Origin of the sequence: Propioniciclava flava, assembly GCF_004126535.1 — a bacterium.
Lineage (GTDB): Bacteria > Actinomycetota > Actinomycetes > Propionibacteriales > Propionibacteriaceae > Propioniciclava > Propioniciclava flava.
This window is the reverse complement of the sequence record NZ_PPCV01000006.1, coordinates 112,665-134,505: the sequence shown is the minus strand read 5'-3', so window position 1 is coordinate 134,505 and position 21,841 is coordinate 112,665. Positions and strand designations below refer to the sequence as shown.

The 21,841-nt window shown below is 68.5% G+C and carries 21 protein-coding genes; 8 read left to right on the top strand and 13 right to left on the bottom strand.

Annotation, left to right across the window (positions count from 1 at the left end; all coding sequences use genetic code 11):
- Window positions 1–48: 48 nt before the first annotated feature.
- Entirely contained in the window at window positions 49–1,269 is a 1,221-nt protein-coding gene (locus C1706_RS09880) for an SPFH domain-containing protein (RefSeq protein WP_129459066.1), read from the top strand.
- Between the two features lie 46 nt (window positions 1,270–1,315).
- Here the strand turns inward: C1706_RS09880 and C1706_RS09875 are convergent, their stop codons facing one another.
- The 3 genes from C1706_RS09875 to C1706_RS09865 are packed head-to-tail and all read right to left on the bottom strand — an operon-like array spanning window position 1,316 to window position 4,337.
- A complete protein-coding gene (locus C1706_RS09875) occupies window positions 1,316–1,885 on the bottom strand; it encodes a uridine kinase family protein (RefSeq protein WP_129459065.1) in 570 nt (189 codons plus the stop codon).
- On the bottom strand, window positions 1,882–3,531 hold the full coding sequence (locus C1706_RS09870; protein ID WP_129459064.1) for a phospho-sugar mutase: 1,650 nt from the start codon (window positions 3,529–3,531) through the stop codon (window positions 1,882–1,884). The genes C1706_RS09875 and C1706_RS09870 overlap by 4 nt, the downstream gene beginning before the upstream one ends.
- Complete coding sequence (locus tag C1706_RS09865) at window positions 3,531–4,337, bottom strand: purine-nucleoside phosphorylase (RefSeq protein ID WP_129459063.1); 807 nt, start codon at window positions 4,335–4,337, stop codon at window positions 3,531–3,533. The genes C1706_RS09870 and C1706_RS09865 overlap by 1 nt, the downstream gene beginning before the upstream one ends.
- A gap of 72 nt (window positions 4,338–4,409) precedes the next feature.
- On the opposite strand from C1706_RS09865, the gene C1706_RS09860 reads away from it, so the two are divergent.
- Complete coding sequence (locus C1706_RS09860) at window positions 4,410–5,834, top strand: NAD(P)H-quinone dehydrogenase (protein WP_129459062.1); 1,425 nt, start codon at window positions 4,410–4,412, stop codon at window positions 5,832–5,834.
- A 188-nt stretch (window positions 5,835–6,022) separates the two neighbouring features.
- Window positions 6,023–6,928 (top strand): EamA/RhaT family transporter, encoded by a 906-nt coding sequence (locus C1706_RS09855; RefSeq protein ID WP_129459061.1) that lies wholly within the window; start codon window positions 6,023–6,025, stop codon window positions 6,926–6,928.
- Between the two features lie 94 nt (window positions 6,929–7,022).
- Here the strand turns inward: C1706_RS09855 and C1706_RS09850 are convergent, their stop codons facing one another.
- The 8 genes from C1706_RS09850 to C1706_RS09815 form a co-directional block, all read right to left on the bottom strand.
- Window positions 7,023–8,075 carry a glycosyltransferase family 2 protein gene (locus C1706_RS09850; RefSeq protein ID WP_206661081.1) on the bottom strand — a complete coding sequence of 351 codons (1,053 nt, stop codon included), beginning with the start codon at window positions 8,073–8,075 and terminating at the stop codon, window positions 7,023–7,025.
- A 105-nt stretch (window positions 8,076–8,180) separates the two neighbouring features.
- On the bottom strand, window positions 8,181–8,990 hold the full coding sequence (locus C1706_RS09845) for a hypothetical protein (RefSeq protein WP_129459060.1): 810 nt from the start codon (window positions 8,988–8,990) through the stop codon (window positions 8,181–8,183).
- 76 nt (window positions 8,991–9,066) lie between these two features.
- Window positions 9,067–10,257, bottom strand: coding sequence for an ArsB/NhaD family transporter (locus tag C1706_RS09840; RefSeq protein WP_241653529.1), 1,191 nt, complete (start codon window positions 10,255–10,257; stop codon window positions 9,067–9,069).
- 136 nt (window positions 10,258–10,393) lie between these two features.
- Window positions 10,394–12,160 carry an acetyl/propionyl/methylcrotonyl-CoA carboxylase subunit alpha gene (locus C1706_RS09835; RefSeq protein ID WP_206661079.1) on the bottom strand — a complete coding sequence of 589 codons (1,767 nt, stop codon included), beginning with the start codon at window positions 12,158–12,160 and terminating at the stop codon, window positions 10,394–10,396.
- 134 nt (window positions 12,161–12,294) lie between these two features.
- The gene (locus tag C1706_RS09830; protein WP_129459059.1) at window positions 12,295–13,194 is read right to left on the bottom strand and encodes a decaprenyl-phosphate phosphoribosyltransferase; all 900 of its coding nucleotides are present in this window, start codon (window positions 13,192–13,194) and stop codon (window positions 12,295–12,297) included.
- Window positions 13,195–13,206: 12 nt separating this feature from the next.
- On the bottom strand, window positions 13,207–13,803 hold the full coding sequence (locus C1706_RS09825) for a Maf family protein (RefSeq protein ID WP_241653523.1): 597 nt from the start codon (window positions 13,801–13,803) through the stop codon (window positions 13,207–13,209).
- 13 nt (window positions 13,804–13,816) lie between these two features.
- Window positions 13,817–14,050, bottom strand: a complete 234-nt coding sequence (locus C1706_RS09820; protein WP_129459057.1) for an acyl-CoA carboxylase subunit epsilon — start codon at window positions 14,048–14,050, stop codon at window positions 13,817–13,819.
- Window positions 14,047–15,621 (bottom strand): acyl-CoA carboxylase subunit beta, encoded by a 1,575-nt coding sequence (locus C1706_RS09815; protein ID WP_129459056.1) that lies wholly within the window; start codon window positions 15,619–15,621, stop codon window positions 14,047–14,049. Before C1706_RS09815 ends, C1706_RS09820 begins: the two co-directional genes overlap by 4 nt.
- Before the next feature lie 82 nt (window positions 15,622–15,703).
- On the opposite strand from C1706_RS09815, the gene C1706_RS09810 reads away from it, so the two are divergent.
- The gene (locus tag C1706_RS09810) at window positions 15,704–16,489 is read left to right on the top strand and encodes a biotin--[acetyl-CoA-carboxylase] ligase (protein ID WP_129459055.1); all 786 of its coding nucleotides are present in this window, start codon (window positions 15,704–15,706) and stop codon (window positions 16,487–16,489) included.
- On the opposite strand, the gene C1706_RS09805 is transcribed toward C1706_RS09810, so the two are convergent.
- Entirely contained in the window at window positions 16,469–17,137 is a 669-nt protein-coding gene (locus C1706_RS09805; RefSeq protein WP_164987509.1) for an alpha/beta fold hydrolase, read from the bottom strand. The genes C1706_RS09810 and C1706_RS09805 overlap by 21 nt on opposite strands.
- On the opposite strand from C1706_RS09805, the gene C1706_RS09800 reads away from it, so the two are divergent.
- On the top strand, window positions 17,136–17,642 hold the full coding sequence (locus C1706_RS09800) for a GtrA family protein (protein WP_241653522.1): 507 nt from the start codon (window positions 17,136–17,138) through the stop codon (window positions 17,640–17,642). The genes C1706_RS09805 and C1706_RS09800 overlap by 2 nt on opposite strands.
- A 39-nt stretch (window positions 17,643–17,681) precedes the next feature.
- On the opposite strand, the gene C1706_RS09795 is transcribed toward C1706_RS09800, so the two are convergent.
- Window positions 17,682–18,395: a Type 1 glutamine amidotransferase-like domain-containing protein gene (locus C1706_RS09795; RefSeq protein ID WP_129459052.1), complete on the bottom strand. Its 714-nt coding sequence runs from the start codon at window positions 18,393–18,395 to the stop codon at window positions 17,682–17,684.
- Window positions 18,396–18,447: 52 nt separating this feature from the next.
- Here C1706_RS09795 and C1706_RS09790 point away from each other — a divergent pair, with 52 nt between their 5' ends.
- The 3 genes from C1706_RS09790 to C1706_RS09780 all read left to right on the top strand — a co-directional run bounded on the left by C1706_RS09790 (window position 18,448) and on the right by C1706_RS09780 (window position 21,840).
- Window positions 18,448–19,635, top strand: coding sequence for a 5-(carboxyamino)imidazole ribonucleotide synthase (locus C1706_RS09790; protein WP_284690563.1), 1,188 nt, complete (start codon window positions 18,448–18,450; stop codon window positions 19,633–19,635).
- Window positions 19,632–20,129, top strand: coding sequence for a 5-(carboxyamino)imidazole ribonucleotide mutase (gene purE, locus C1706_RS09785; RefSeq protein ID WP_129459051.1), 498 nt, complete (start codon window positions 19,632–19,634; stop codon window positions 20,127–20,129). The genes C1706_RS09790 and purE overlap by 4 nt, the downstream gene beginning before the upstream one ends.
- A gap of 145 nt (window positions 20,130–20,274) precedes the next feature.
- Window positions 20,275–21,840 carry an LCP family protein gene (locus tag C1706_RS09780; RefSeq protein ID WP_129459050.1) on the top strand — a complete coding sequence of 522 codons (1,566 nt, stop codon included), beginning with the start codon at window positions 20,275–20,277 and terminating at the stop codon, window positions 21,838–21,840.
- The last annotated feature ends 1 nt before the right edge of the window (window position 21,841 follow it).

Below are 21,841 nucleotides of genomic sequence, written 5' to 3'. Positions count from 1 at the left end.
TGACTCGCTAGGGTGTGGGCAACAACACCCCTATGAGAAGGAGTCGGGATGGAGTTTGTGATCCTTGCCGTGGTCGTGCTCGCCGTGGTGGGCGTGGCGCTTGGGCTGTCAGTACGCGTGATCCAGCAGCAGCAGTTGGGCATCGTCCAACGGCTGGGCAAGTTCCACCGCACGATCGAGCCAGGCCTGCACCTGATTCTCCCGTTCCTGGATCGGGTGGCCTACACGATGGACATGCGCGAAGCCGTCGTCCCGTTCCCCCCACAAGGCGTCATCACCGAAGACAACCTGATGGTGGGCATCGACTCGGTCATCTACTACCAGATCGTCGATCCGGTTCGTGCCGCCTACGAGGCGCAGAACTACATCCAGGCCATCGAACAGCTCACCCAAACCACGCTGCGCAACATCATCGGCGGCATGGACCTGGAGGAGACCCTCACCAGCCGCGAGGACATCAACCAGAAGCTGCGCACCGTCTTGGATGAGGCCACCGGCAAGTGGGGCATCAAGGTCAACCGGGTGGAGTTGCGCTCCATCGAGCCGCCCGCGACGATCCGCGATGCGATGGAGAAGGGCGCTCGCGCCGAACGCGAGAAGCGTGCGCAGGTGCTGCTGGCCGAGGGGCAGCGGCAGTCACAGATCCTGTCGGCGTCCGGCGATCGCGAGTCCAGCATCCTGCGCGCCCAAGGCGAGCGGGAGTCCGCCGTGCTCCGTGCGCAGGCGGATCGGCAGGCGGCGATGCTGCGGGCCGAGGGCGAAGCCCAAGCCATCACGACCGTCTTCAACGCCATTCACGCCGCCGAGCCGGATCAGGCGTTGCTGTCCTACCAGTACCTGCAGATGCTGCCGGAGCTGGCCAAGGGCGACGCCAACAAGGTCTGGATCATCCCCAGCGAACTCAACGACGCCCTCAAGGGCCTGGGTGGTCCGGTGGGCGACGCGGTGAAGTCGTTTACTAAGGCCGATCCGAGCCGCTACACCGCCCCTGAGCGGGTGGACGTGTTCGCCGAGATCGCGGACGCGAAGCGGGCCGAGGAAGCGCAGTCGCAGGCGCAGGTGCAGCAGGCAATCGAGGAGGCCAAGCGCATCGAGCATGGCGGCGTCTCGACGCCCCCGCAGGCCTTGAACCCCGGCGCGCCGACCAGCCCGGTCGAGGAACTCATCGCCGGCACGGGCTCGGCGGAGGACCTCATCGGCGACACGGGGTCGGTGGAGGACCAACCCGGCTTCGTGGCGCCCCAGCGGGCTGCGGAACCGCACGAGTGAGTCGCCGGTCGTCGGGGTCACGCGTGCGCGGGCCCCGGCGATCGCGTCAGTCTGCTAGTTCGTCCAGCGCGGCCCGCATGCTCAACGGGCGGAACCCCGCGGCGAGGGCGCGCTGACGCTGGCGCGGCTGGGCGCACAGCAACGACCAGCCCCGTCGCACCAACACCCCCGGTGACTTGCGGTGTTGAGCTAGGTCGCGGCGCAGGCGCAGCCCTGCCACCAGCCAGCGGTTGCGATCCAGATACACCGCACTGACCGGCAACCCTGCCTCACGCAGCAGCGGAAGCAGGTCAAGGGCGAAGATGCCCTCGGCCACGATGAGCCGATGCTCGCCCACTTCCAAAGTGTGCTCCCCGACCCGGCGAGACTGGGCAATCGAATAGGTGGGGACGACCGCCACCCCCTCTTGCAGCAGCGCCCGCAAGGCCTCCAGGGCGCCGTCGCCGTCCCAGGTCGCGGGGTCGTCCCAATCGATGATCCCGTGCGCGCACGGGAGCCCGGGCGCGTCGGCGTCGCGGTAGAAGTCGTCCAACCGAACGGGCAGGGCTCCCGCGAGCCGGGCCAGGCGGGACTTGCCGCCTCCCGAGGGGCCCGCGAGCAGGACGAGGTGGGTCACAAGCCCAGGGCAGCCGTCATGTCGGCTTTGAGCTGGGTCATGGTCGCCGCAGCCGTGGCCCGCGCTAGGACAAGGTCGGATGACTGCTCGGGCGGGAGGCTCACTTGTAGGTAGACCTTCAGCTTCGGCTCGGTGCCCGAGGGACGGGCGACGGCGCGCACCCCGGCACCCTCGAACAGGACGCCGTCGGTGGGCGGGAGGCCGTTCCAGCCATCGTTGAGGTCGGATGCTTCCACCGCGACACCAGCGAGGGCTGCCGGTAGGTGCTGGCGAAGCCGCGCCATGGCGTCGCTGATCAAAGACAGGTCGGCCACCCGGAACGACAGGGGCGCAGTGAGATGGACGCCGAAGCGCCGCGCAAGCGCATCGAGCCGGTCCGCGACGCTCTCCCCGTTCGCCTTGAGCCGGGCCACCAAGGTGAGTAGCCGGGTCAGCGTGGAGATGCCGTCCTTGTCGGCGACGGCGGCCGGATCGGTGCAATACCCGATGGCTTCCTCGTAGCCGAACGCCAGCCCGGGAACGCGACCGATCCACTTGAACCCGGTCAGCGTCGTCGCGAACGGCTGCCCGCCTGCGGCGGCCATGGCCGAGAGCATCGTGGAAGACACCACCGAGCAGGCGTAGGTGCCTTGTGCGCCACGCGCGAGGGCGTCGTCGGCCAGCAGCCACCCCAACTCGTCGCCGCTGAGCATCCGCCAGACCCCGGCGAAGGGCGCAGCCAGCGCGCACCGGTCGGCATCGGGATCGTTAGCGATCGCGACGTCCGCGCCCACCTCGTCGGCGAGCGCGAGCGCCAGATCCATCGCACCCGGCTCTTCGGGGTTGGGGAAAGCCACGGTCGGGAAGGCCGGGTCGGGAACAGCCTGGGAATCCACCAGCGCGGGCGGGGGGAACCCGGTGGCGGTCAGGACGCGGGCCACGATGTCGGCCCCGACGCCGTGGAGTGGGGTGTAGGCCCAGACGAGCTCTCGCGGGGCCTCAGCGGGCACCAGAGAGGCGTCCCGGGCCACGTAGGCGTTCACGAGTTCCTCGCCCACGAGCGAGTAGTCCTCCGAGCGAGGAATGTCGGCCACGGGGGCGTCGGCGACCGCGTCGATGTGGGCGGCGATCTCCGCGTCGGTGGGGGAGACGATCTGCGAGCGCCCCACATAAACCTTGTAGCCGTTGTCTTGGGGTGGATTGTGGGACGCCGTCACCATGACGCCCGCCGCGCAGCCCAGTTCCCCCAGCGCGAAGGCGACCAGCGGCGTGGGAACGTGCCGGTCGGTCAGCAGCGGCACCAGGCCGTGCCCGGCGAGGATCTCGGCGGTGTCGCGGGCGAACACGTCGGAGTTGTAGCGGGCGTCGTATCCGACGATGACGCGCTCCCCACGGTGCCCGTTGGCCACCAGCCAGCGGGCCAGGCCAGCGGCGGCCTGGGAGACCACCACACGGTTCATGCGGTTGGGGCCGGCACCCAGTGCGGCGCGCAGGCCCGCCGTCCCGAAGGCAAGGCGTCCGGCGAAGGCGTCCACGATTTCGGTGACGGCCTCCGCGTCGCCGTGCTCGGCCCGCTCGATGAGGTGATCCAGGGCAGCCACCGTGGCGGGGTCCGGATCCTGCGCCTGCCAAGCCCGCAGGGTCGCGAGGCGTTCTTCGCTCAACATCACAGCACCTCCAGGAGTCCCGACAGCAGCGTCCGCAACCGGGGAACGGCCCGTGCGCCCGCCTCGATCACCTCAGCATGGTTCAGCGTCTCCCCGCCCAGCCCGGCCGCGGCGTTGGTGACCAGCGAGATGCCGAGCACGTCCATGCCAGCCTCGCGCGCGGCGATGGTCTCCAGGGCGGTGGACATGCCCACGAGAGATCCGCCCAGAATGCCCGCCATCCGCACCTCGGCGGGCGTCTCGTAGGCAGGCCCGTGGAACTGGACGTAGACGCCCTCGTCGAGCCCCGGATCGACGCTGCGGGCCAGGTCGCGCAGTTGCGGAGAGTAGGCCTGGGTGAGATCGACGAAACGCGGGCCGACCAAGGGGGTGGCGCCGGTGAGGTTGATGTGGTCGCGGATCAGCACTGGGGTTCCGGGCCCCCAGGCCGGGTTCAACCCACCGCAGCCATTCGTGACGACCAGCCGCCGAGCGCCCGCGGCGGCCGCCGTGCGGACCCCATGAACCACGGCGTGCGCCCCGCGCCCCTCGTACAGGTGCGTGCGGCCGGTGAAGCACAGGACAATCCGGTCGGCGGGGGTGCGGAGGGCGCGCACCGTCCCGCCGTGCCCCGCGACGACGGGGGCAGCGAAACCGGGGAGGTCAGTGAGGGGAATCTCGGCGAGCGTCTCGCCCAGGTCGGCAGCGGCCGTAGCCCACCCTGACCCGAGCACGATCGCGGCGTCGACGGCGGGGACTCCCAAACGCTTCGTCAAGGCGGAAGCGGCGTCCGTAGCGAGCGCGTAGGGATCGGGCTGTTCGGTCATCCTCGCAGCATAGTGGCGAGGTAGCCCGGTTCGCTTCGCCCCGGTGGCGTCCGGCGTGGGAGAATCCGGGCCATGACGCACGTGGTGATCATCGGGGGTGGTCCCGGCGGCTATGAGGCCGCACTGGTGGGGCAGCAACTGGGGGGAAAAGTGACCCTCATCGAGCGCCGGGGCATGGGCGGTGCAGCGGTGCTGACCGACGTCGTCCCGTCGAAGACCTTGATCGCGACCGCGGAGGTCATGTCGCAGATCGCGCGCGCCGACGATCTGGGCCTGTGCCCCGATCAGCAAGAACCCCCGGGCCGGACGGTGGCCGACACCATCACGGTCGATCTTGGCCGCGTCAACGCGCGGATCGTGGAACTCGCGGCGCAGCAGTCGGTGGACATTCGCGCCCGGCTGTTGGCCGAAGGGGTCCGCATCATCCAGGGCACCGGCAGGCTGGACGGTCCCGAATCGGTGCTCGCTACCCACGCCGATGGCACCTCGGAGCTGTTGCCCGCCGACATCATCCTCATCGCGACGGGGGCGCGGCCTCGCGAGTTGCCCGATGCGCCCTGTGACGGCCAGCGGATCTTGAACTGGACACAGATGTACACCCTCACCGAACTCCCCAGGCGTCTCATCGTGGTCGGTTCCGGCGTGACAGGGGCCGAGTTCGCCAGCGCCTACAACGCGCTCGGGGTGGATGTGGTGCTGGTGTCCTCACGCAATCAGGTGCTGCCCAGCGAAGACGAGGACGCCGGCCGCGTTTTGCAGTCGGTGTTCGAGGAGTCCGGCATGACCATCATGTCCCGGGCGCGCGCCGTCGCTGCCGCCGTCGTCGGGGATGGCGTCGTGGTGACGCTGGAGGATGGCCGCACCGTCGAGGGCAGCCACGTCTTGATGGCGGTGGGCGCGGTGCCGAACACGGACGGGCTGGGGCTGGAAGAGGCTGGGATCCACACCCGTCCAGGGGGCCAGATCGTGGTGGACCGGGTGTCGCGGACGACCGCACGCGACGTCTACGCGGCGGGCGACTGCACGGGCGTGTTCAACTTGGCCTCGGTCGCCGCCATGCAGGGCCGGATCGCCATGTGGCACGCGCTCGGGGACGCCGTGGAGCCGCTGGATCTGAAGGTCGTGGCTGCCAATGTCTTCACCGCCCCCGAGATCGCGACCGTGGGCGTCACCCAGGGCGAAGTGGAAGCCGGGGTCGTGCGCGCCCGCGAGGTGATGCTGCAGTTGGGGTCGAATGCTCGCGCCAAGATGCAGGGCCTCAAGGACGGGTTCATCAAGGTCTTCTGCCTGCCCACCACCGGCATCGTGATCGGCGGGGTGATCGTGGCCCCGCATGCCAGCGAACTCATTCACACCTTGTCGTTGGCGGTGCGGGCCAAGATCACGGTGGACCAACTCGCGCAGGTCTTCACCGTCTACCCGTCGCTGTCCGGATCGGTAGGGGAGGCCGCACGCCGGTTGCACGGCACTGCGGGCGACGAAGCGCTGGTCTATTAGCCGGGGCGTTGTCCCGGCGACGCCCCGGGGCCGAGGAGCGGTGCGTCATCGACGCCATCGGCGTGCTCGCACGAGCCGGTTTGCCGTGCCACATCGGGGGGATAGTACGCCGGGCACGTGCGACTGGGGGATGATTCGGGGGAGCCGGTCCACCGGTGAAGGCCCCTGATTGGCTACGGTAGGTTCCCGTGACCCAGAACATCCCTGTAGCCATCGCGCTCGTTGTCGTTGGCTCGTTCTGCTTCGCCCTGTCCGCGCACTTCCAGCACAACGCGGTCGATTCCCATTTGGATGGGAATCGTGGCAAGCAGCGCATGCGCTTCTCTGCTCTCATGGAGACGGTGCGCAGCCCCCGTTGGCTGCTTGGCCTTGGCCTCCTCGGCACCTCGTTCTTGCTGCAATGCACCGCCTTGTTGATGGCGCCGGTGTCGGTCGTTCAACCGGTCGGGCTGCTGGCCTTCCCGTGGTCGATCCTGCTGGCCGCACGCGTGGCCCGCACGGGGATCCCCAAGCGCGTCCAGGCGTCGGTGGCAGTCACCGTGGTTGCGACGCTGGCCTTCACGGTCATCACCGGCCTGCACGCCAGCGACCAGTCCGAACTGGTGCTCAAGCGGGTGATCTGGGGCGCTTTGGTCGTCTATGCCATCGCCATCCTGTTTGGGCTCCTCGGCTCGAAGGGCCCCAACGCCTGGCGAAGCCTGTTCTGGTCCTCGGGAGGGGCGCTCTTCTACGGGCTGGAAGCGTCCTTGGTCAAGTCGCTGATCGAGTACTTCCGCTCCCACGTGTGGCCCTATTCCCCGGCGATCATCGGCATCGTGGTGGCCCTCATCCTCGGAGCCGTCGCGGCAGGGTGGATGATCCAGCAGGGCTATGCGACCGGCCCGGCCGAACTTGTGGTGGGCTCCATGACGGTCACCAGCCCCGTCGTCGCGGTGGCGTTCGGTTTCGTCGTCCTGGGCGAGGCGTCCCGGATCACGGTGGGCCCTGCGATCGCGATGATCGCCTTGGGCATCGTGGCGATCCTGGGAGTGGTGTCACTGACCCGGTTCCACCCCACCTACCACGAGGCGACCCAGACCGAATCAGTCAGCTAGCCCTTTCGAGGCGGCGCACCTCGCCCCTCAGCACAGCACAACGCCCGGACGGAATCTCTCCGTCCGGGCGTTTGCGTGGGGGGGGGAGCCCCGTTTAGCTGAACTTGTAAATGCGCTGAGCCAGCCGGTACAGCGAGAGGGAGATCTTGCGGCCCAGCGGGCCGGGCAGGTTGGCCGCCAGGACGAGGGGCTGGCGCAGCCCCAGACGCCCCTTCAGGAGCGGATCGACGCGGTCGACGTGCTCCCACATCTCGCGGCGCATCCGCAGGCCCTTCTCCGTGCCCTCCAGCAGCGCGAACATGGAGGACGCCGCCATGATCAGACCGAGGTACTGCTCCATGTATCCGGCCAGGTGCCGGTTCCCGGCGCCTTCGGGGAGCTTGTGCGCCTCGATCATGATGTCGGTGACGCGCATCTGCTGGTCGAGGCGACCGACCTGCACGCTCTCATTGACCGACTGATCCTCGCGGCCGATGAAGTACCGGTACAGGTTCACCGGGAGGTAGTAGAGCGTGGAGACGCTGGGCAGCGGAACGTAGACGAAGATGTTGTCCACGTAGAAGGTGTGCTCGGGCAGTTCCACACCCGAATCGCGCAGCACCTGCGTGCGGAAGATCGCCGAGTGCATCAAGATGTTTTGCCCCGGCGAGGGAATGCCCATCTCGTTCCAGGTGAAAACCCGATTCTGCGGCATCATGCGCCGGTAGCGGATGACCTTCTGGGTGCCCGAGTTGGTGTGCTCGTAGACGTAATTGGCGATCACCAGATCGACGGGGCTGCCCGAGTGAATGAAGTGGCGCAGCTTGGACAGCATCAGGTTCAAGGCGACCGGGTCGAGCCAGTCGTCGGAGTCGACGACCTTGAAATAGACGCCGGTGGCGGCCCTCAAGCCGGCCATGACGGCGCCGCCGTGGCCCTTGTTCTCCTGGTGGATCACCTTGATCACGTCGGGGTGGCGCTCGGCCCACTCGTCGGCCTTCGCGGCGGTGTCGTCCTTGGTCGAGCCGTCGTTGACGATGATGATCTCGATGTCGCCCCGCCCATGCAGGATCGAATCAATGCAGTGATCCATGTACTCGGCCGAGTTGTAGCAGGGGACGACGAACGTGATCTCCTTCTGCTGACGGTAGGGATGGTCGTCGGTCACAAGGGTCCTCCGGTCGCGGCTGGCCGGCGGTCGCGCGGCGCATCGTCCAGGCTACCGGGCGCCGTGAACGAGTGCAGCCCGGCGCGCGACGAAGCGGTGAGAGCGTCAGTCGAACAGGTCCCCAAAGCCATCGAACATGTCGCCGATACCCTCGCCCAACCCTTCGAGGCCCTGGCCCAGACCCTCGCCGAGACCCGACAGGCCCTCCCCGAGGCCGCCCATCAGGTACGGCAGGCTCGAGATGCCCTGGAACACGAGGGCGCCGACCGCGATGTCGGAGATGAGGGAACTCCCACGCCAGTTGCTGTAGTAGCCCTGCGCCCAGGGTGCGTAGGCTTCGCCGCCTTGCCAGTAGGGGACGCGCTGGGCACCCACCTGCACTGTGCGGATGAACGGCTCGGCGCCAGCCAGGACACGCTCGGCGTCGGCTGCGCACGCCGGGACGCTGCGTACCGAACCCCCCACGGGGGCCCAGTCGACGTTTTGGGTGCTGGGGCCATGCGCGGGGTTGAAGAAGCATGGCGGGCGCTTGGTCGGCAACGGCTCCCCGGCGACCCGAGCCTTCACGCAGGCGATCCCGTAGCGGCCATCCTCCAAGATCTCGGTCACATGCCGGATCTCGTCGGGCTGGGTCACGGCGTCCAGGGAACTCTTCGCGTTTTCGTAGGCGTCCAGCGCACGCTCGTAGTCTTGGCGCATCGCGTCGTCGAGTGCATGCCCGGCGACATCGGAGTCGAGGTGTTGCAGTTCTTCACCGAACTTGGTGACGTCCTCCTCGGCAGCCATCTTCGACGTGGCCAACTGTGTGGCCAACTGCTGCGTCTGCTCGCGTTCGACTGCGCGGTTGCGGGCACCCAAACGGAGGGCGCCGAAGATCACGACGGCGACCACAAGGAGGAGAAGCACCAGTTCCATGGGCTCAAGTTTGCCAGCGGAATCCAAGGCCGGTGGCCCTGGTCACTGTGGAGGCGCTGTGACGTGCGCGCCCGGCTCAGGGGTGTGCGAGGCTGAGCGCCGCGACGGCGAGCGTGACCGTGACGACGGCGACGACGAGGCTCGCAGCCATGTAGATCGGCCAGCGCAGCCGGACGCCCAAGCCGGTGAGCCGTTCGTGCCACAACAAGATCGCCAGACTGGCCCACGGCGTCACGAGCGCCCCCGCGTTCACACCGACCAGCAGGGCTGCCATCCGAAGCGGATCCAACGCGAGGGGCTCCAGGGCGAGGTAGGCGGGAAGGTTATCGATCCCGTTGGCCAGCAACGCTCCCGACGCGGCCAAGCGCAGCAGAGCAAGGAAGGACGTCCTCTGCCCCACGAAGGGTGCGGCCCCATCGCTCAAGCCGTGAGCATGAGCCGTCTCCACGACCAGGAACAGGCCTACGGCGAGCACTACGATCTGCCAGGGGAACAAGGACCAGCTCAGGGCCGCGGGCTTGCGCACGGCGACGAGGACGCCCAGCAGGAGCGCCGCCACGCACGCAGGCAGCCACACCGGCAGGCCACTCACCAGCGCGGGCAGCAGGGCGGCCACGATGATCCCCGCGCCGAGTGTGAGCGTGCGGTCCTCCAGCGGTTGCGACTCCGCCGGGGCGAGGGGCCCGCTGACGGCGCGGCGCTGCCAGACGCCGATGACGGCGACGGGCACGAGGACGCCCACGATCGCCGCAGGCGCCATCAAGGCGGCGAACTCCCATGCATCCAGCCCCAGAGTGTGGGCGGCGAGGAGGTTGGTCAGGTTCGACATGGGAAACAGCAGCGATCCGGTGTTGGCCAACCAGATGGTGGTCAGCGCGAACGGCAGCGCATTCAAGCCGCGACCGCGGGCCATCAGCACCACGACAGGGGTCAGCAGCACGGCGGTGGTGTCCAGCGACAAGAACACGGTGGCGACAACGGCCAAGGCGACCACCAGGAGCCACAACACGACGACGCGTCCTGCCGCGGCCTTGCCCAGACGGTCAGCCACGGCGTCGAACACTCCCGCCGCAGCGGCGAGTTCGGCCACCACGGTGGCGGCCACCACGAACAGCAGAATCGACCACGTGCGCTCGGCCACGTCGACAGCCGACGCGACGGGCAGGAGGCCGCTGGACAGCAAGATGACCGCGACGAGGATCAGGAGGCCGCCCGCCATGCCGGTCCACGGAAGCTGTCGCGGCTCGCGGTGGCCGGTTCCCGTCATCACCGAAGAGAGGTTACTGGCGGGGAACGCGGCCGTCATGCCGCCCCGCGCCCGGGGAACCTCGGCGCGGCAGGACGGGTGCCCGAGGGCGAGGGTGTCTGTCCCGGGCGAGACCCGGGACAGAAACCGGCTCGGTTCAGGCGGGATCGACGATCTCGCAGAGCGTGGCTCCCGAGGAGACCGTCTCCCCTGCGACCGCCGTGAGGCCCTGCACGACCCCGGCCCGGTGGGCGTTGATGGGCTGCTCCATCTTCATCGCCTCCAACACGACGATCAGATCGCCTTCGGAGACCTCGTCGCCTTCCGCGACCGCGATCTTGACGATGGTGCCCTGCATCGGCGACGTGAGCGCGTTCGAGGACGGCGCGGCCGCCTTGGCCCCACCACGGTCACGCCGCGTCGGACGCTTGGCCGTCTTAGCGGACGCAACCGGCGCAGTGCCGAGCGTCGCGGGGAGCCGAACCTCGACCCGGCGTCCGTTCACCTCGACGACGACGGTGGCGCGTTCGGCCTCCTCCGCCTCGCCCAACACGCCCGTGTAAGGGGCGATCGTGTTGGTGAACTCCGTCTCGATCCAGCGGGTGTGGACGCCGAAGGTGCCCTCCGACGCGGTGAAGGCGGGCTCGTTGAGGACAGCGCTGTGGAACGGGATGACGGTGGGCATGCCCGCCAGGACGGTCTCCGACAGCGCGCGGCGGGAGCGTTCCAGCGCCTGCTCGCGCGAGGATCCGGAAACGATGATCTTGGCCACCAGGGAATCGAAGGAGCCCGGGACGACCATGCCGGTGCGGTACCCCTCATCGACCCGGACGCCCGGACCGGCAGGGGGCTGCCAGGAGGTCAGCGTGCCGGGAGCGGGCATGAAGTTGCGCCCCGCGTCCTCGGCGTTGATGCGGAACTCGAAGCTGTGCCCCGAAACCTGCGGATCGTCGTAGCCGAGTTCCTCACCGTTGGCGATCCGGAACATTTCGCGCACCAGATCCAGCCCGGTGACCTCTTCGGAGACTGGATGCTCGACCTGGAGGCGGGTGTTCACCTCGAGGAACGAGATGCGGCCATCCTGGGCCACCAGGAACTCGCAGGTGCCGGCCCCGACGTAGCCCGCCTCACGCAAGATCGCCTTGGAGGCGGTGTAGAGCGTGTCCATCTGCGCGGAGTTGAGGAACGGCGCGGGAGCCTCCTCGACGAGCTTTTGGTGGCGGCGCTGCAAGGAGCAGTCACGCGTCGACACGACGACGACGTTGCCGTGAGCGTCCGCCAGGCATTGCGTTTCGACGTGGCGGGGACGATCGAGGTATTGCTCGACGAAGCACTCGCCGCGCCCGAACGCGGTCACCGCCTCGCGGGTGGCTGACTCGAACAACTCGGCCACCTCGTCCAACTGACGTGCGACCTTCATGCCTCGCCCGCCGCCGCCGAACGCGGCCTTGATGGCGATGGGGAGCCCGTGCTGTTGCGCGAACGCGACGACCTCGTCGGCGTCCTTGACCGGGTCTGCGGTGCCCTCCACCAAGGGGGCACCCACCTTTTGAGCGATATGACGGGCCTTCACCTTGTCGCCCAGGGCGTCAATGGCTGCCGGGGGAGGCCCGATCCACGTCAGACCGGCGTCGATGACAGCCTGCGCGAAGGCGGCGTTCTCGGCCAGGAAGCCGTAGCCGGGGTGGATGGCGTCCGCACCGGAACGTTCGGCGATGGACAAGATCTTGGCGACGTCGAGATACGTCTCGGCGGGGGTTTGGCCGTTGAGGGCGAAGGCCTCGTCGGCGAGCTTCACGAACAGGGAATCAGCGTCGGGATCGGCGTACAGGGCGACGCTGGCCAAACCTGCGTCCCGCGCGGCGCGCAAGACGCGGACGGCGATTTCGCCGCGATTGGCGACGAGCACTTTGGCGATCGGCACATTTCCTCCTTGAAAAGTCCCAGGCGACCTGTGAGGCCGCGCCCGCTCGCGAGTCTAGGACCAAACCGCTGCCGGGTTCGAATCTCCCGATTTCGCTACCGGGGATACACGCCGCGGCCGTCGCGGTGCTGGCCTTAGCTGAAGACCCCGATGCCGAGGGGGACGACCCACAGCACCGCGAGGACTTGCAAGACCCGGTCGGTCAAGACGACGTCTTCGGGTTCGCCTGCGTCCCCGCGATCGATCACGTACGCGTAGCGCAGCAACGCCAAGGTGAACGGGGCGATCGACAAGGCGGCCCACGGCAGCCCCAGCCATTCCAGGTCGCCGTGCTGCTCGAAGGCCCACAGGCTGTAACAGAGGATGACGGCGGTACAGGCCAGCGTCCAGACAAAGCGCAGATAGGTGGCCGTGTAGCGGGCAAGCGACGCCCGCGTCCCGGCCTCGGCGCCGAGTTCGGAGATTTCGGAGTACCGCTTTCCCGCCACCATGAACAGCGAACCGAAGGCCGCCACGAGCAAGAACCATTGCGACAACTCGATGCCCGAGGCAACGCCACCGGCCACCGCGCGCAACAGGAAGCCCGAAGCCACCATCGCCAAGTCGATGATGGGTTCGTTCTTCAAGAACAACGAGTAACCCACCTGCAAGACCCAGTACACGGCGACCGTCAAAGCGAGCAGCGGCGCGACGAACCAGCCCAGGGCCACGGCGGCCACCAGGCACACCGCAGCCAGGACGAGTGCGGTGCGCGGGGACAGTTCCCCCGCGGCAATCGGACGCAGGCGCTTCTTGGGGTGCTGACGATCCGCCTCAACGTCGCGGACGTCATTAATCAGGTAGATCGACGCGCTGATGAGGCAAAACGCCAGGAAGGCCCAGGCCGTGCTGATGAGGACCGGGACCTGGAACAACGATCCGGCAGCGACCGGAGCGGCCAGCACCAAGACGTTCTTGACCCACTGCCGGGGCCGCATGGCGCGCAGGGCGGCGGGAAGTCGGGAAGGCCGGGCTGACGGCTCGAGCTCAGTCATAGCCCGGCAAGCCTAGCTGGTGGTCGTCCATAGGGACGTCCACGCGACGCCCAGGTCGGCCAGCAGCGAGCGCAGCAGCGGAATGCTGATGCCGATCACGTTGTGGGGGTCGCCACCCAGCCCCGTAATGAACGCCGCGCCGTACCCGTCAATCGTGAACCCGCCCGCGACCTGATGGGGCTCGCCCGTGGCGATGTAGGCCTCGATCTCCTCGTCGGACACGTTGGCGAAGCGGACGCGCGTCGTGGCCTGCGCCGCGGCGGTGCGCGTCACTCCTTCTCGACGCACCACGACGAAGTGCCCCGTCGTCAAGAACGCGTCGCGATTGCGCAGGGTGCGCCACCGCTCGCGGACCGCGGCATCGGTTCCAGGTTTGCCCACCGCTACGCCGTCGAAATCGAGGACGGAATCGCAGGCGAACAAGACGACATCCTCCTCAGGGGCCAGCATGGCCAAGGAAGCCTCCCCCTTCAGTCGCGCCAGCGTCAGCGCGAGGGCGCGGGGAGTGGGCGCACTGACGGCGTCCTCATCGACGCCGGATACGACCACGCGCGGGTCCAACCCTGCCGCCCGCAATTCGCGCAGGCGGGCAGGAGAGGACGAAGCCAAGACGACGTCCACCTCAGCGACGCGCCGTACTGCGCCAGGCGCCGTTGCCCTGAAGCAGATCCTGTCGGACGAGGTGCCAGTACGACCGCCAGCCGCCCGCGATCGCCGCGTTGGTCGGGGTGTGGGGGCGTCCTCGCTCCCGACGAACCACAGCCAGCACAGCGGTGAGGGCGGCGAGTTCTTCGTCGCTGGGCGCCCCGGTGACCACCTCGAAGGCCACCGGGGTCTCGACGACCGACTCGCTCACAGTGGGATGTTCCCGTGCTTCTTGGGCGGCAACGACTCCCGCTTGGTCCGCAGCAGGCGCATCACCCTGATGATCGTCTCCCGCGTGGCGTGCGGGTAGATCACCTGATCGATGTAGCCCCGCTCGGCGGCCACGTACGGGTTGGCCAACTCGTCGTTGTACTCCTGGACGAGTTCCTTGCGGCGCGCGATCGGATCGGCGGCCTCAGCCAGTTCCTTGCGATACAGGATCTCTACGGCACCCTCGGCGCCCATCACCGCGATCTGCGCGGTCGGCCACGCCAGGTTCACGTCCGCACCCAGATGCTTGGATCCCATGACGTCGTAAGCGCCGCCGTAGGCCTTGCGGGTGATGATCGTGACCAGCGGCACGGTGGCCTCGGCGTAGGCGTAGATGAGCTTGGCCCCTCGGCGGATGATGCCGTTGTGCTCCTGCTCGACACCCGGCAGGAAGCCGGGAACATCCACGAAGGTCACCACGGGGATGTTGAAACAGTCGCACGTGCGCACGAAACGGGCGGCCTTCTCGGAGGCGTCGATGTCCAGGCAGCCAGCGAAGACCATCGGCTGATTGGCCACCACCCCCACGACCCGGCCCTCGATGCGTCCGAATCCCACCACGATGTTGCCCGCGAACAGCTCTTGAACCTCCAAGAACTCGTCGTCGTCGAGCACCGTCTTGATGACGGTGCGGATGTCGTAGGGCTGATTGGGTGAGTCGGGGATGAGCGTGTCCAGGGCTCGATCCCGGTCGGTGATCGTGAGGTCAACCTCGGCCTCGTCGTAGACGGGGGCGTCTTCGAGGTTGTTCTGCGGCAGGTAGCTGATGAGGTCGCGCACGTACTCGATCGCGTCGTTGTCGTCAGCGGCCAGGTAGTGGGCGTTGCCGGACTTCTCGTTGTGGGTCCGTCCGCCGCCCAACTCCTCCAGCGTGACGTCCTCCCCGGTGACCGTCTTGATGACGGCAGGTCCGGTGATGAACATCTGGCTGGTCTGGTCCACCATGATGGTGAAGTCGGTCAGTGCGGGGGAGTACACGTGGCCCCCGGCCGCAGCACCCATGATGAGCGAGATTTGCGGAATCACTCCGGACGCCAGCGTGTTGCGCCGGAAGATCTCCCCATACAGGCCGAGGCTGACCACACCCTCTTGGATGCGGGCGCCGCCCCCCTCGTTGATGCCGATCAGCGGGCAGCCGGTTTTGATGGCGAAATCGATGATTTTGACGATCTTCTCGCCATACACCTGCCCCAAGGCGCCGCCGAACAAGGCGACGTCCTGGGAAAAGACGCAGACGGGACGACCATGGATAGCGCCGACGCCAGTGATGACGCCGTCGGTGTAGGGGCGTTTGGCTTGCATGCCGAACGCCACGGAACGGTGGCGGGCGAACTCGTCGAACTCAGCGAAGGTGCCCTCGTCCAGCAGCGCGGCGATGCGCTCGCGGGCCGTGAGCTTTCCCTTGGCATGCTGCTTTTCAACGGCAGCAGGAGAGGCGGCGTTGACAGCGGCGTCGATGCGCTCTCCGAGATCGGCGATCTTCCCCTTCGTTGTGTGGATGTCGATCTCCATGATGCGAATGTAATGCGTCGGCGGCGCTTTGACGAAAGCCGTGCGGACCCGGCGGCGCCGACGGCGTCTTAGAGTGAACGCCATGACCGAGGATGCTCCCGATGCAGGGGCGGTACGCGCGGCACTGGCGGGGACCCGGTGGGGGAGCGTCAGCGTGGTCCCCACGACCGGCTCGACGAACGCAGACCTGGCGTCGGCCGCCCGCGATGGCGCCGAGCCGGGGTCGGTGCTGATCGCCACCCATCAAAGCTCTGGGCGCGGACGCCTGGCGCGCTCGTGGGAGACCCCGCCGGGCGCCTCGGTGGCGACCTCGGTGCTGGTGGCCCCGCGCGTCCCGCTCGCGTCGTGGGGGTGGCTGCCCTTGCTGGTCGGCATCGCGGTGGCCCGGGGGGTGGCCGCCTCGACGGGGTTGGTCGCCCGGCTGAAGTGGCCCAACGACGTCCTCATCGGCGGGCTGAAGGTCTGCGGCATCTTGTGCGAGGCCGTGCCCGATCTGCCGACGCCGGTCGCCGTCTTGGGCTTTGGGCTGAACACGGCGTTGAGCGCCGAGCAACTCCCCGTCCCGACGGCGACCTCACTGCGGCTGGAGGGGGCCTCGGCGGAGGCGTCCAGCGTGCTCGTGGCGATTTTGCGGGAGTTGGACGCCGTCCTGGGCTCGTGGGAGTCCGGGGTGGATCCGCGTCCTTCCTATCGGGACCTCTGTTCCACCCTGGGGTGCGAGGTATCGGTCCTGCGGCCCTCGGGTGCGCCCGTGCTGGGGCGTGCCGTCGACGTCGACCCGGACGGCGCCCTGCTGGTGGAAACGGCCACGGGGCTGCGGACGTTCGTCGCCGGTGACGTGCAGCATCTACGCCCCCATGCTGGCTGAACTGCGCCGGGGAGGGGCCGAGGCCAGGAAGTCGTAGACGGCCTTGTTGAACGCCGCCGGGTTGTCGGTGTTGACCTGCTGTCCCGCGCCCGGGATGACCTCCAAACGGGCCCCCGTGATGCCCGCCGCGAGAGCCTCGGCGGCTGGACGGTTGGCTCGGTCCTGGTCGCCGACCAACACCAACGTGGCGGCGGTGACCGCGCCCAAGCGTCCGCGGTAGTCGATCTGGGCAGCCGCGTCCAGGGCGCGCAGGAAGCGACGCTTCTCCACGCCCATGGCTGCGAGCCGCTTAGCGGGAATCAGGCTGAACGCCAACCGTTGCATCCGCATCACCGAACGGGGCGGGTTGATCTGACCGGAGGCCAGCACCAGATGGGAGACCGCCTCGGGGGCACGGATCGCGGCGTCCAGGGCGACCATGGCGCCCAGGCTGACCCCGACGATGGACATCTGCTCGACGCCGTACTGGTTGAGCAAGGCCAAGACGTCATCGGCAGCGCCCTCGACGCTGAACTCCTCGGTGCGTGCCGGACGCATGCCGCGCAACCACGGGGCCACCGCGCGGAAACCGGGGGGAAGCTCGGTCACCTGGTCTTGCCAGCTTTGCGGAGTCTGGCCAAGGCCATGGAGGAGAGCGAGGAGACGCATGGTCGTCAATCTAGTGGCCTGTGGGACGATGGAGGGCGTGACGACTCCCGCCGAACGCAACGATCCCCCGGCGTCATCCCCCGGACAGGACGCGCAGGCGAGCACGGCGTTGACGCTCCGCACGCAGTTGGTGCGCTTCATCCTGGCGGGCGGAGTGTCCGCCCTCGTCGACTACAGCCTGATGGTGGTCGGGATGAACCTGCTGGGCCTGGGCTACAGCCCGGCGAAGGCCATCTCCTGGGTGTTTGGGACGCTGACGGCTTACCTGATCAACAGTCGCTGGACGTTCCAGAGTGCGGGCAGCAAGAAGACGCTGGGGGCCGTCGTCGTGCTCTACCTGCTCACCTTCGCGCTGCAGGTGGGCACCTTCACCGTCATCTACCCGCCGTTGGCCGCCTGGCTCGGCGTGACGGGTGCGCAGTTGGTCGGCTTTGTGATCGCGCAGGGGATCGCCACGACCGTGAACTTCATCGTCCAGCGCGGCCTGATCTTCCGCGCGCGCTGACCCAGGCGGCGGGGCGTCAAGCCCCGCACGCCGAGGCGCTCACAGCACGCGAACGCGCAGTTGCTCAGCGACCACACCCGACGACGTGGGCAGGTCGGAAGGCTGAATCGAGAAAACCCGCCGGCCAGCCGTCTCGCTGATGCTCTCGGTGTAGGCCCCGTCGGTGAAGTGGACGCCTGCGCCGTCGTCGGCAGCCCAACCGCCAGGCAGGTCGCCCGCGGACACAGCGTCGGTGAAGACGCCGACCCGGTGGTCCTCGGAGTCAAAGTGGGCACAGAAGCTCCCCTGGACCAGGCCCAGGCCGCCGCGGAAGGCGCGGAAGTCGCCGAACGAGTCGGTCACACACCCCTCGAACCAGACGTTGGCCCCAGCAGCCGTGCCCGCCAAGACGACATCGCCTTGGGCGTAGCGCTGTTTGATCGCCTTGCCAACGCCGTGCGCCTTCCACAATGCGAGGGCGTTCACGGTGGCGCCATTGCCCACCAGGATCAGGTCCGCCTCAGCGATGCGGGCCACCGCATTGGCGGCGTCCTGCCACAAGGTGAGCACCATCGGGCGAATGCCGAGGGTGCCGTAGGCGACGAGGAAACGGTTGATGTATTGAGGGTCGTCGGCCGACGCGGTCGGGACGAAGCACACCAGCGGGCTTCGCTTTCCGGTCAGGTCGACGACGTAGCGATCGAAGTTCGTGGGGGACCCCAAGGGCGATGTGGCGAACCCGCCACCGCCCATCGCAACGATGTGAGCGGTCATGTGGCCATCTTGTCACGGGGGGCACCCTCGATGACCAGTATCGTGGGCGCTCGTGACGGATCTGACCATCGGCATCGTCGGGGGCGGGCAGTTGGCCCGCATGATGAATGAGGCCGCAACGCCTCTGGGGCTACGCGTGCGTCTCCTTGCCGAAGCGCCACAGACGTCCGCGGCCCAAGTCGTCCCGGCCACGACCGTCGGCGACTACGCCGACGAGGCGACCGTGCTGGCGTTCGCCGATCATGTCGACGCCGTGACGTTCGACCACGAGCATGTGCCCACCGCGCTACTGGCTCGCCTGGAGGCCGCCGGGACGCCGGTGCGTCCCGGCCCCGCAGCGCTGGAGTTCGCCCAAGACAAGGCCGCCATGCGCGCCCGGCTCAGCGCCATGGGCATTCCGTGTCCGGCATGGCGAGTCGTGTCCACGCCGGACGCGTTGGCCGACTTCGCCACCGACGTCGGCTGGCCGGTGATCGCCAAGACCTCCCGCGGCGGCTACGACGGCAAGGGCGTGTGGAAGGTGACCGGCCCCGACGGAGTTGAGGAGCCGTTCACGGCCCTCACCCATGCGCTCGGACCGACCGAACGGCACACCGACGCCGATGGCCCCGCCCCGGATGTGGTGATCCTCGCTGAGGAGTTCGTCCCGTTCACGCGCGAGTTGTCGGTGCTGGTCGCACGCCGCCCCGGAGGGCAGGCCGTCGTCTACCCGGTCACCGAGACGGTGCAACGCGACGGCATCTGCCACGAGACCACGACGCCCGCACCCGGGCTGAGCCCGGAACGGGCCGCCGGCATCGAGGCGCTGGGCCTGCGGATCGCTGAGGAACTCGGCGTCGTGGGCATTCTGGCCGTGGAACTCATGGAGCGGCCCACCGGGGAGGTTGTCGTCAACGAACTCGCCATGCGACCCCACAACACCGGCCACTGGAGCATCGAGGGCGCCGTCACCAGCCAGTTCGAGAACCACGTGCGCGCGGTCGCTGACCTGCCGCTGGGTTCCACAGCTCTGCGCGCCCCGTCCGCCGTCATGACCAACGTGCTCGGTGGCACCAATCCCGACCTCGTCGGCTCGCTGAGCTGCGTCCTCGCCGACCCGGACGTTCGCGTCCACCTCTACGGCAAGGGCGTCAAGCCCGGCCGGAAGGTCGGCCACGTCACGGTGCTGGACGCCGACGTGGAGGGAGCCCGGCGACGCGCCCGCGCCGCCGCCGCCGTGCTGGAAGGAGAACGCGCATGACCGATCCGACACCCCTGGTGGGCATCGTGATGGGCTCCGATTCGGACTGGCCGACCATGGAGGCCGCCGCCGTCGCCCTCACCGAGTTCGGCATCGCCTACGAGGCCGACGTCGTCTCCGCGCATCGCATGCCCGAAGAGATGGTGGCCTACGGCAGGCAGGCACACGAGCGCGGCCTGAAGGTCATCATCGCGGGCGCCGGTGGCGCCGCACACCTGCCCGGGATGCTGGCGGCGCTCACCCCGCTGCCCGTCATCGGCGTCCCGGTGGCGCTGAAGCACCTCGACGGCATGGACTCGTTGCTGTCCATCGTCCAGATGCCCGCCGGTGTCCCCGTGGCGACCGTGTCGATCGGGAATGCCCGCAACGCGGGATTGCTCGCGGCCCGCATGCTCGGCATCGGCGACCCGGCCCTGGTGACGGCGATGACCGCATTCCAGCACAACCTGCGCGATGTCGCACGCGACAAGGGCAGCCGCGTCCGCGGACGCTGACACCGCACCCCCGCCTACCAGGCGTCCCCCCGGTGGGGGACAGACCTGCCCTGATTGGTCAACACGCCGCAGGGGTACCGAGACGGACGCCTGGGCGGGACGCCACGATGGGCAGACCGTCCTCGTCCTTCCCCCGAGGTGATGTATGCCGCAGGATCCGTCCATCGACGCCGCGCAGCGCAGCAGGCAACTCGCCTGGCGCCGCGGCGTAGGCCTGCTCGTCATGACGGCGCTCGCTCCCGGGTCGGCGCAACTGGTCGCCGGAGGCCGCGGGCTGGGACGCTTCGCACTTCGCGTGTGGCTAGGGCTGTGGGTGCTGGCCGTGTGCGGCGCCGTGGCGCTGGTCTTCCGGCGCGACATCGTCGTGACCGTGTACACCCACCCCGTCACCCAGTGGATCGCCTCGGTGCTGGTGCTGGTCCTCGGGGTGGGGTGGGCTCTGCTTTTCCTGGACGCCTGGCGCATCAGCCGTCCCGGATCGATGGGCCCGCGCAAGCTCCCGATGGCCATCGTGGCGATCGTGCTGGCTGCCGCGGTGGGGGCCGGTTCGGTGCACGCCTCGGCGCTGTCACGCAGCCAGGCGCAACTGTTCGGCCAGGTCTTCGCTGGCGGTGGCGACACGGTCGCCAAGAACGGCCGCATCAACGTTTTGCTGATCGGCGCCGATGCGGGCGAAGACCGACGGGGGCTGCGCGCCGACACCATCATGGTGGCCTCGATCAGCGCCACCACTGGCCGGACCGTGTTGTTCAGCCTCCCCCGTAACCTGCAGCACGCGCGTTTCCCCGCCGGAACCAAGCTGGCCCAGCAGTACCCCAACGGGTATGCCTGCCCCGATCAAAGCTGCCTGCTCAACGCGGTCTATGCGCTGGGCCAGCAACACCCCGACCAGTTCCCCGGTGCCGCCGACCCGGGTATAGCGGCGACCCGTGCGGTCGTGGCTGAAACCTTGGGGCTGGGCATCAACTACTACGCCCTCGTCGACATGCGTGGTTTCGAGAACCTCATCGACGCGTTGGGCGGGATCCGTCTCGACATCGCCAAAGCCGTCCCGATCGGGGGTGGGGCCGCGAAGGTCGAGGGCTACATCCAGCCCGGGAGCAACGTTCACCTGGACGGGTTCCAGGCTTTGTGGTTCGCGCGTTCCCGCGAAGGATCCAGCGACTACGAGCGCATGACCCGCCAAAAGTGTGTGATCAACGCGCTAGTCAAGCAGGCCAACCCCGTCACGGTCGCGACACGGTTCACGGCGCTGGCCGAAGCGGGCGGGGCGATGGTCACCACCGACATTCCCGGTAGCGAAGTGTCCGAACTGCTGGAGTTGGCGGTCGCGGGGCGCTCTTGGCCGTTGGCGTCCACGGCGTTCTCCCCGCCGCTCATCGAGCCGTCCCGCCCCGACATCGACCTGATCCGCCGCACCGTGGCCGGCGACATCGCCCACTCGCAAAGCCTGGACGCCGAAGCGGCGCGTCAAGCGTCCGCCACGGCGACGCCCGGGGCAGGGGAGACGGCGGCCCCGGCGGGAACGCCGCAGCCCGCGCCCAGCACCGCCGCGCCGAGTGCTCCGGCCACGCCCACTCCGTCCGCGGGCTCGAGCGGGACGCCGAGCCCGGACAAGCCGGTCATGGGAAAGAAGGCCGAGAAGTCGCGCAATGAGTTCAGCACCCAGCGTCAGACCGACGACTTGACGCAGGTGTGCGGGGTCTCCTGAC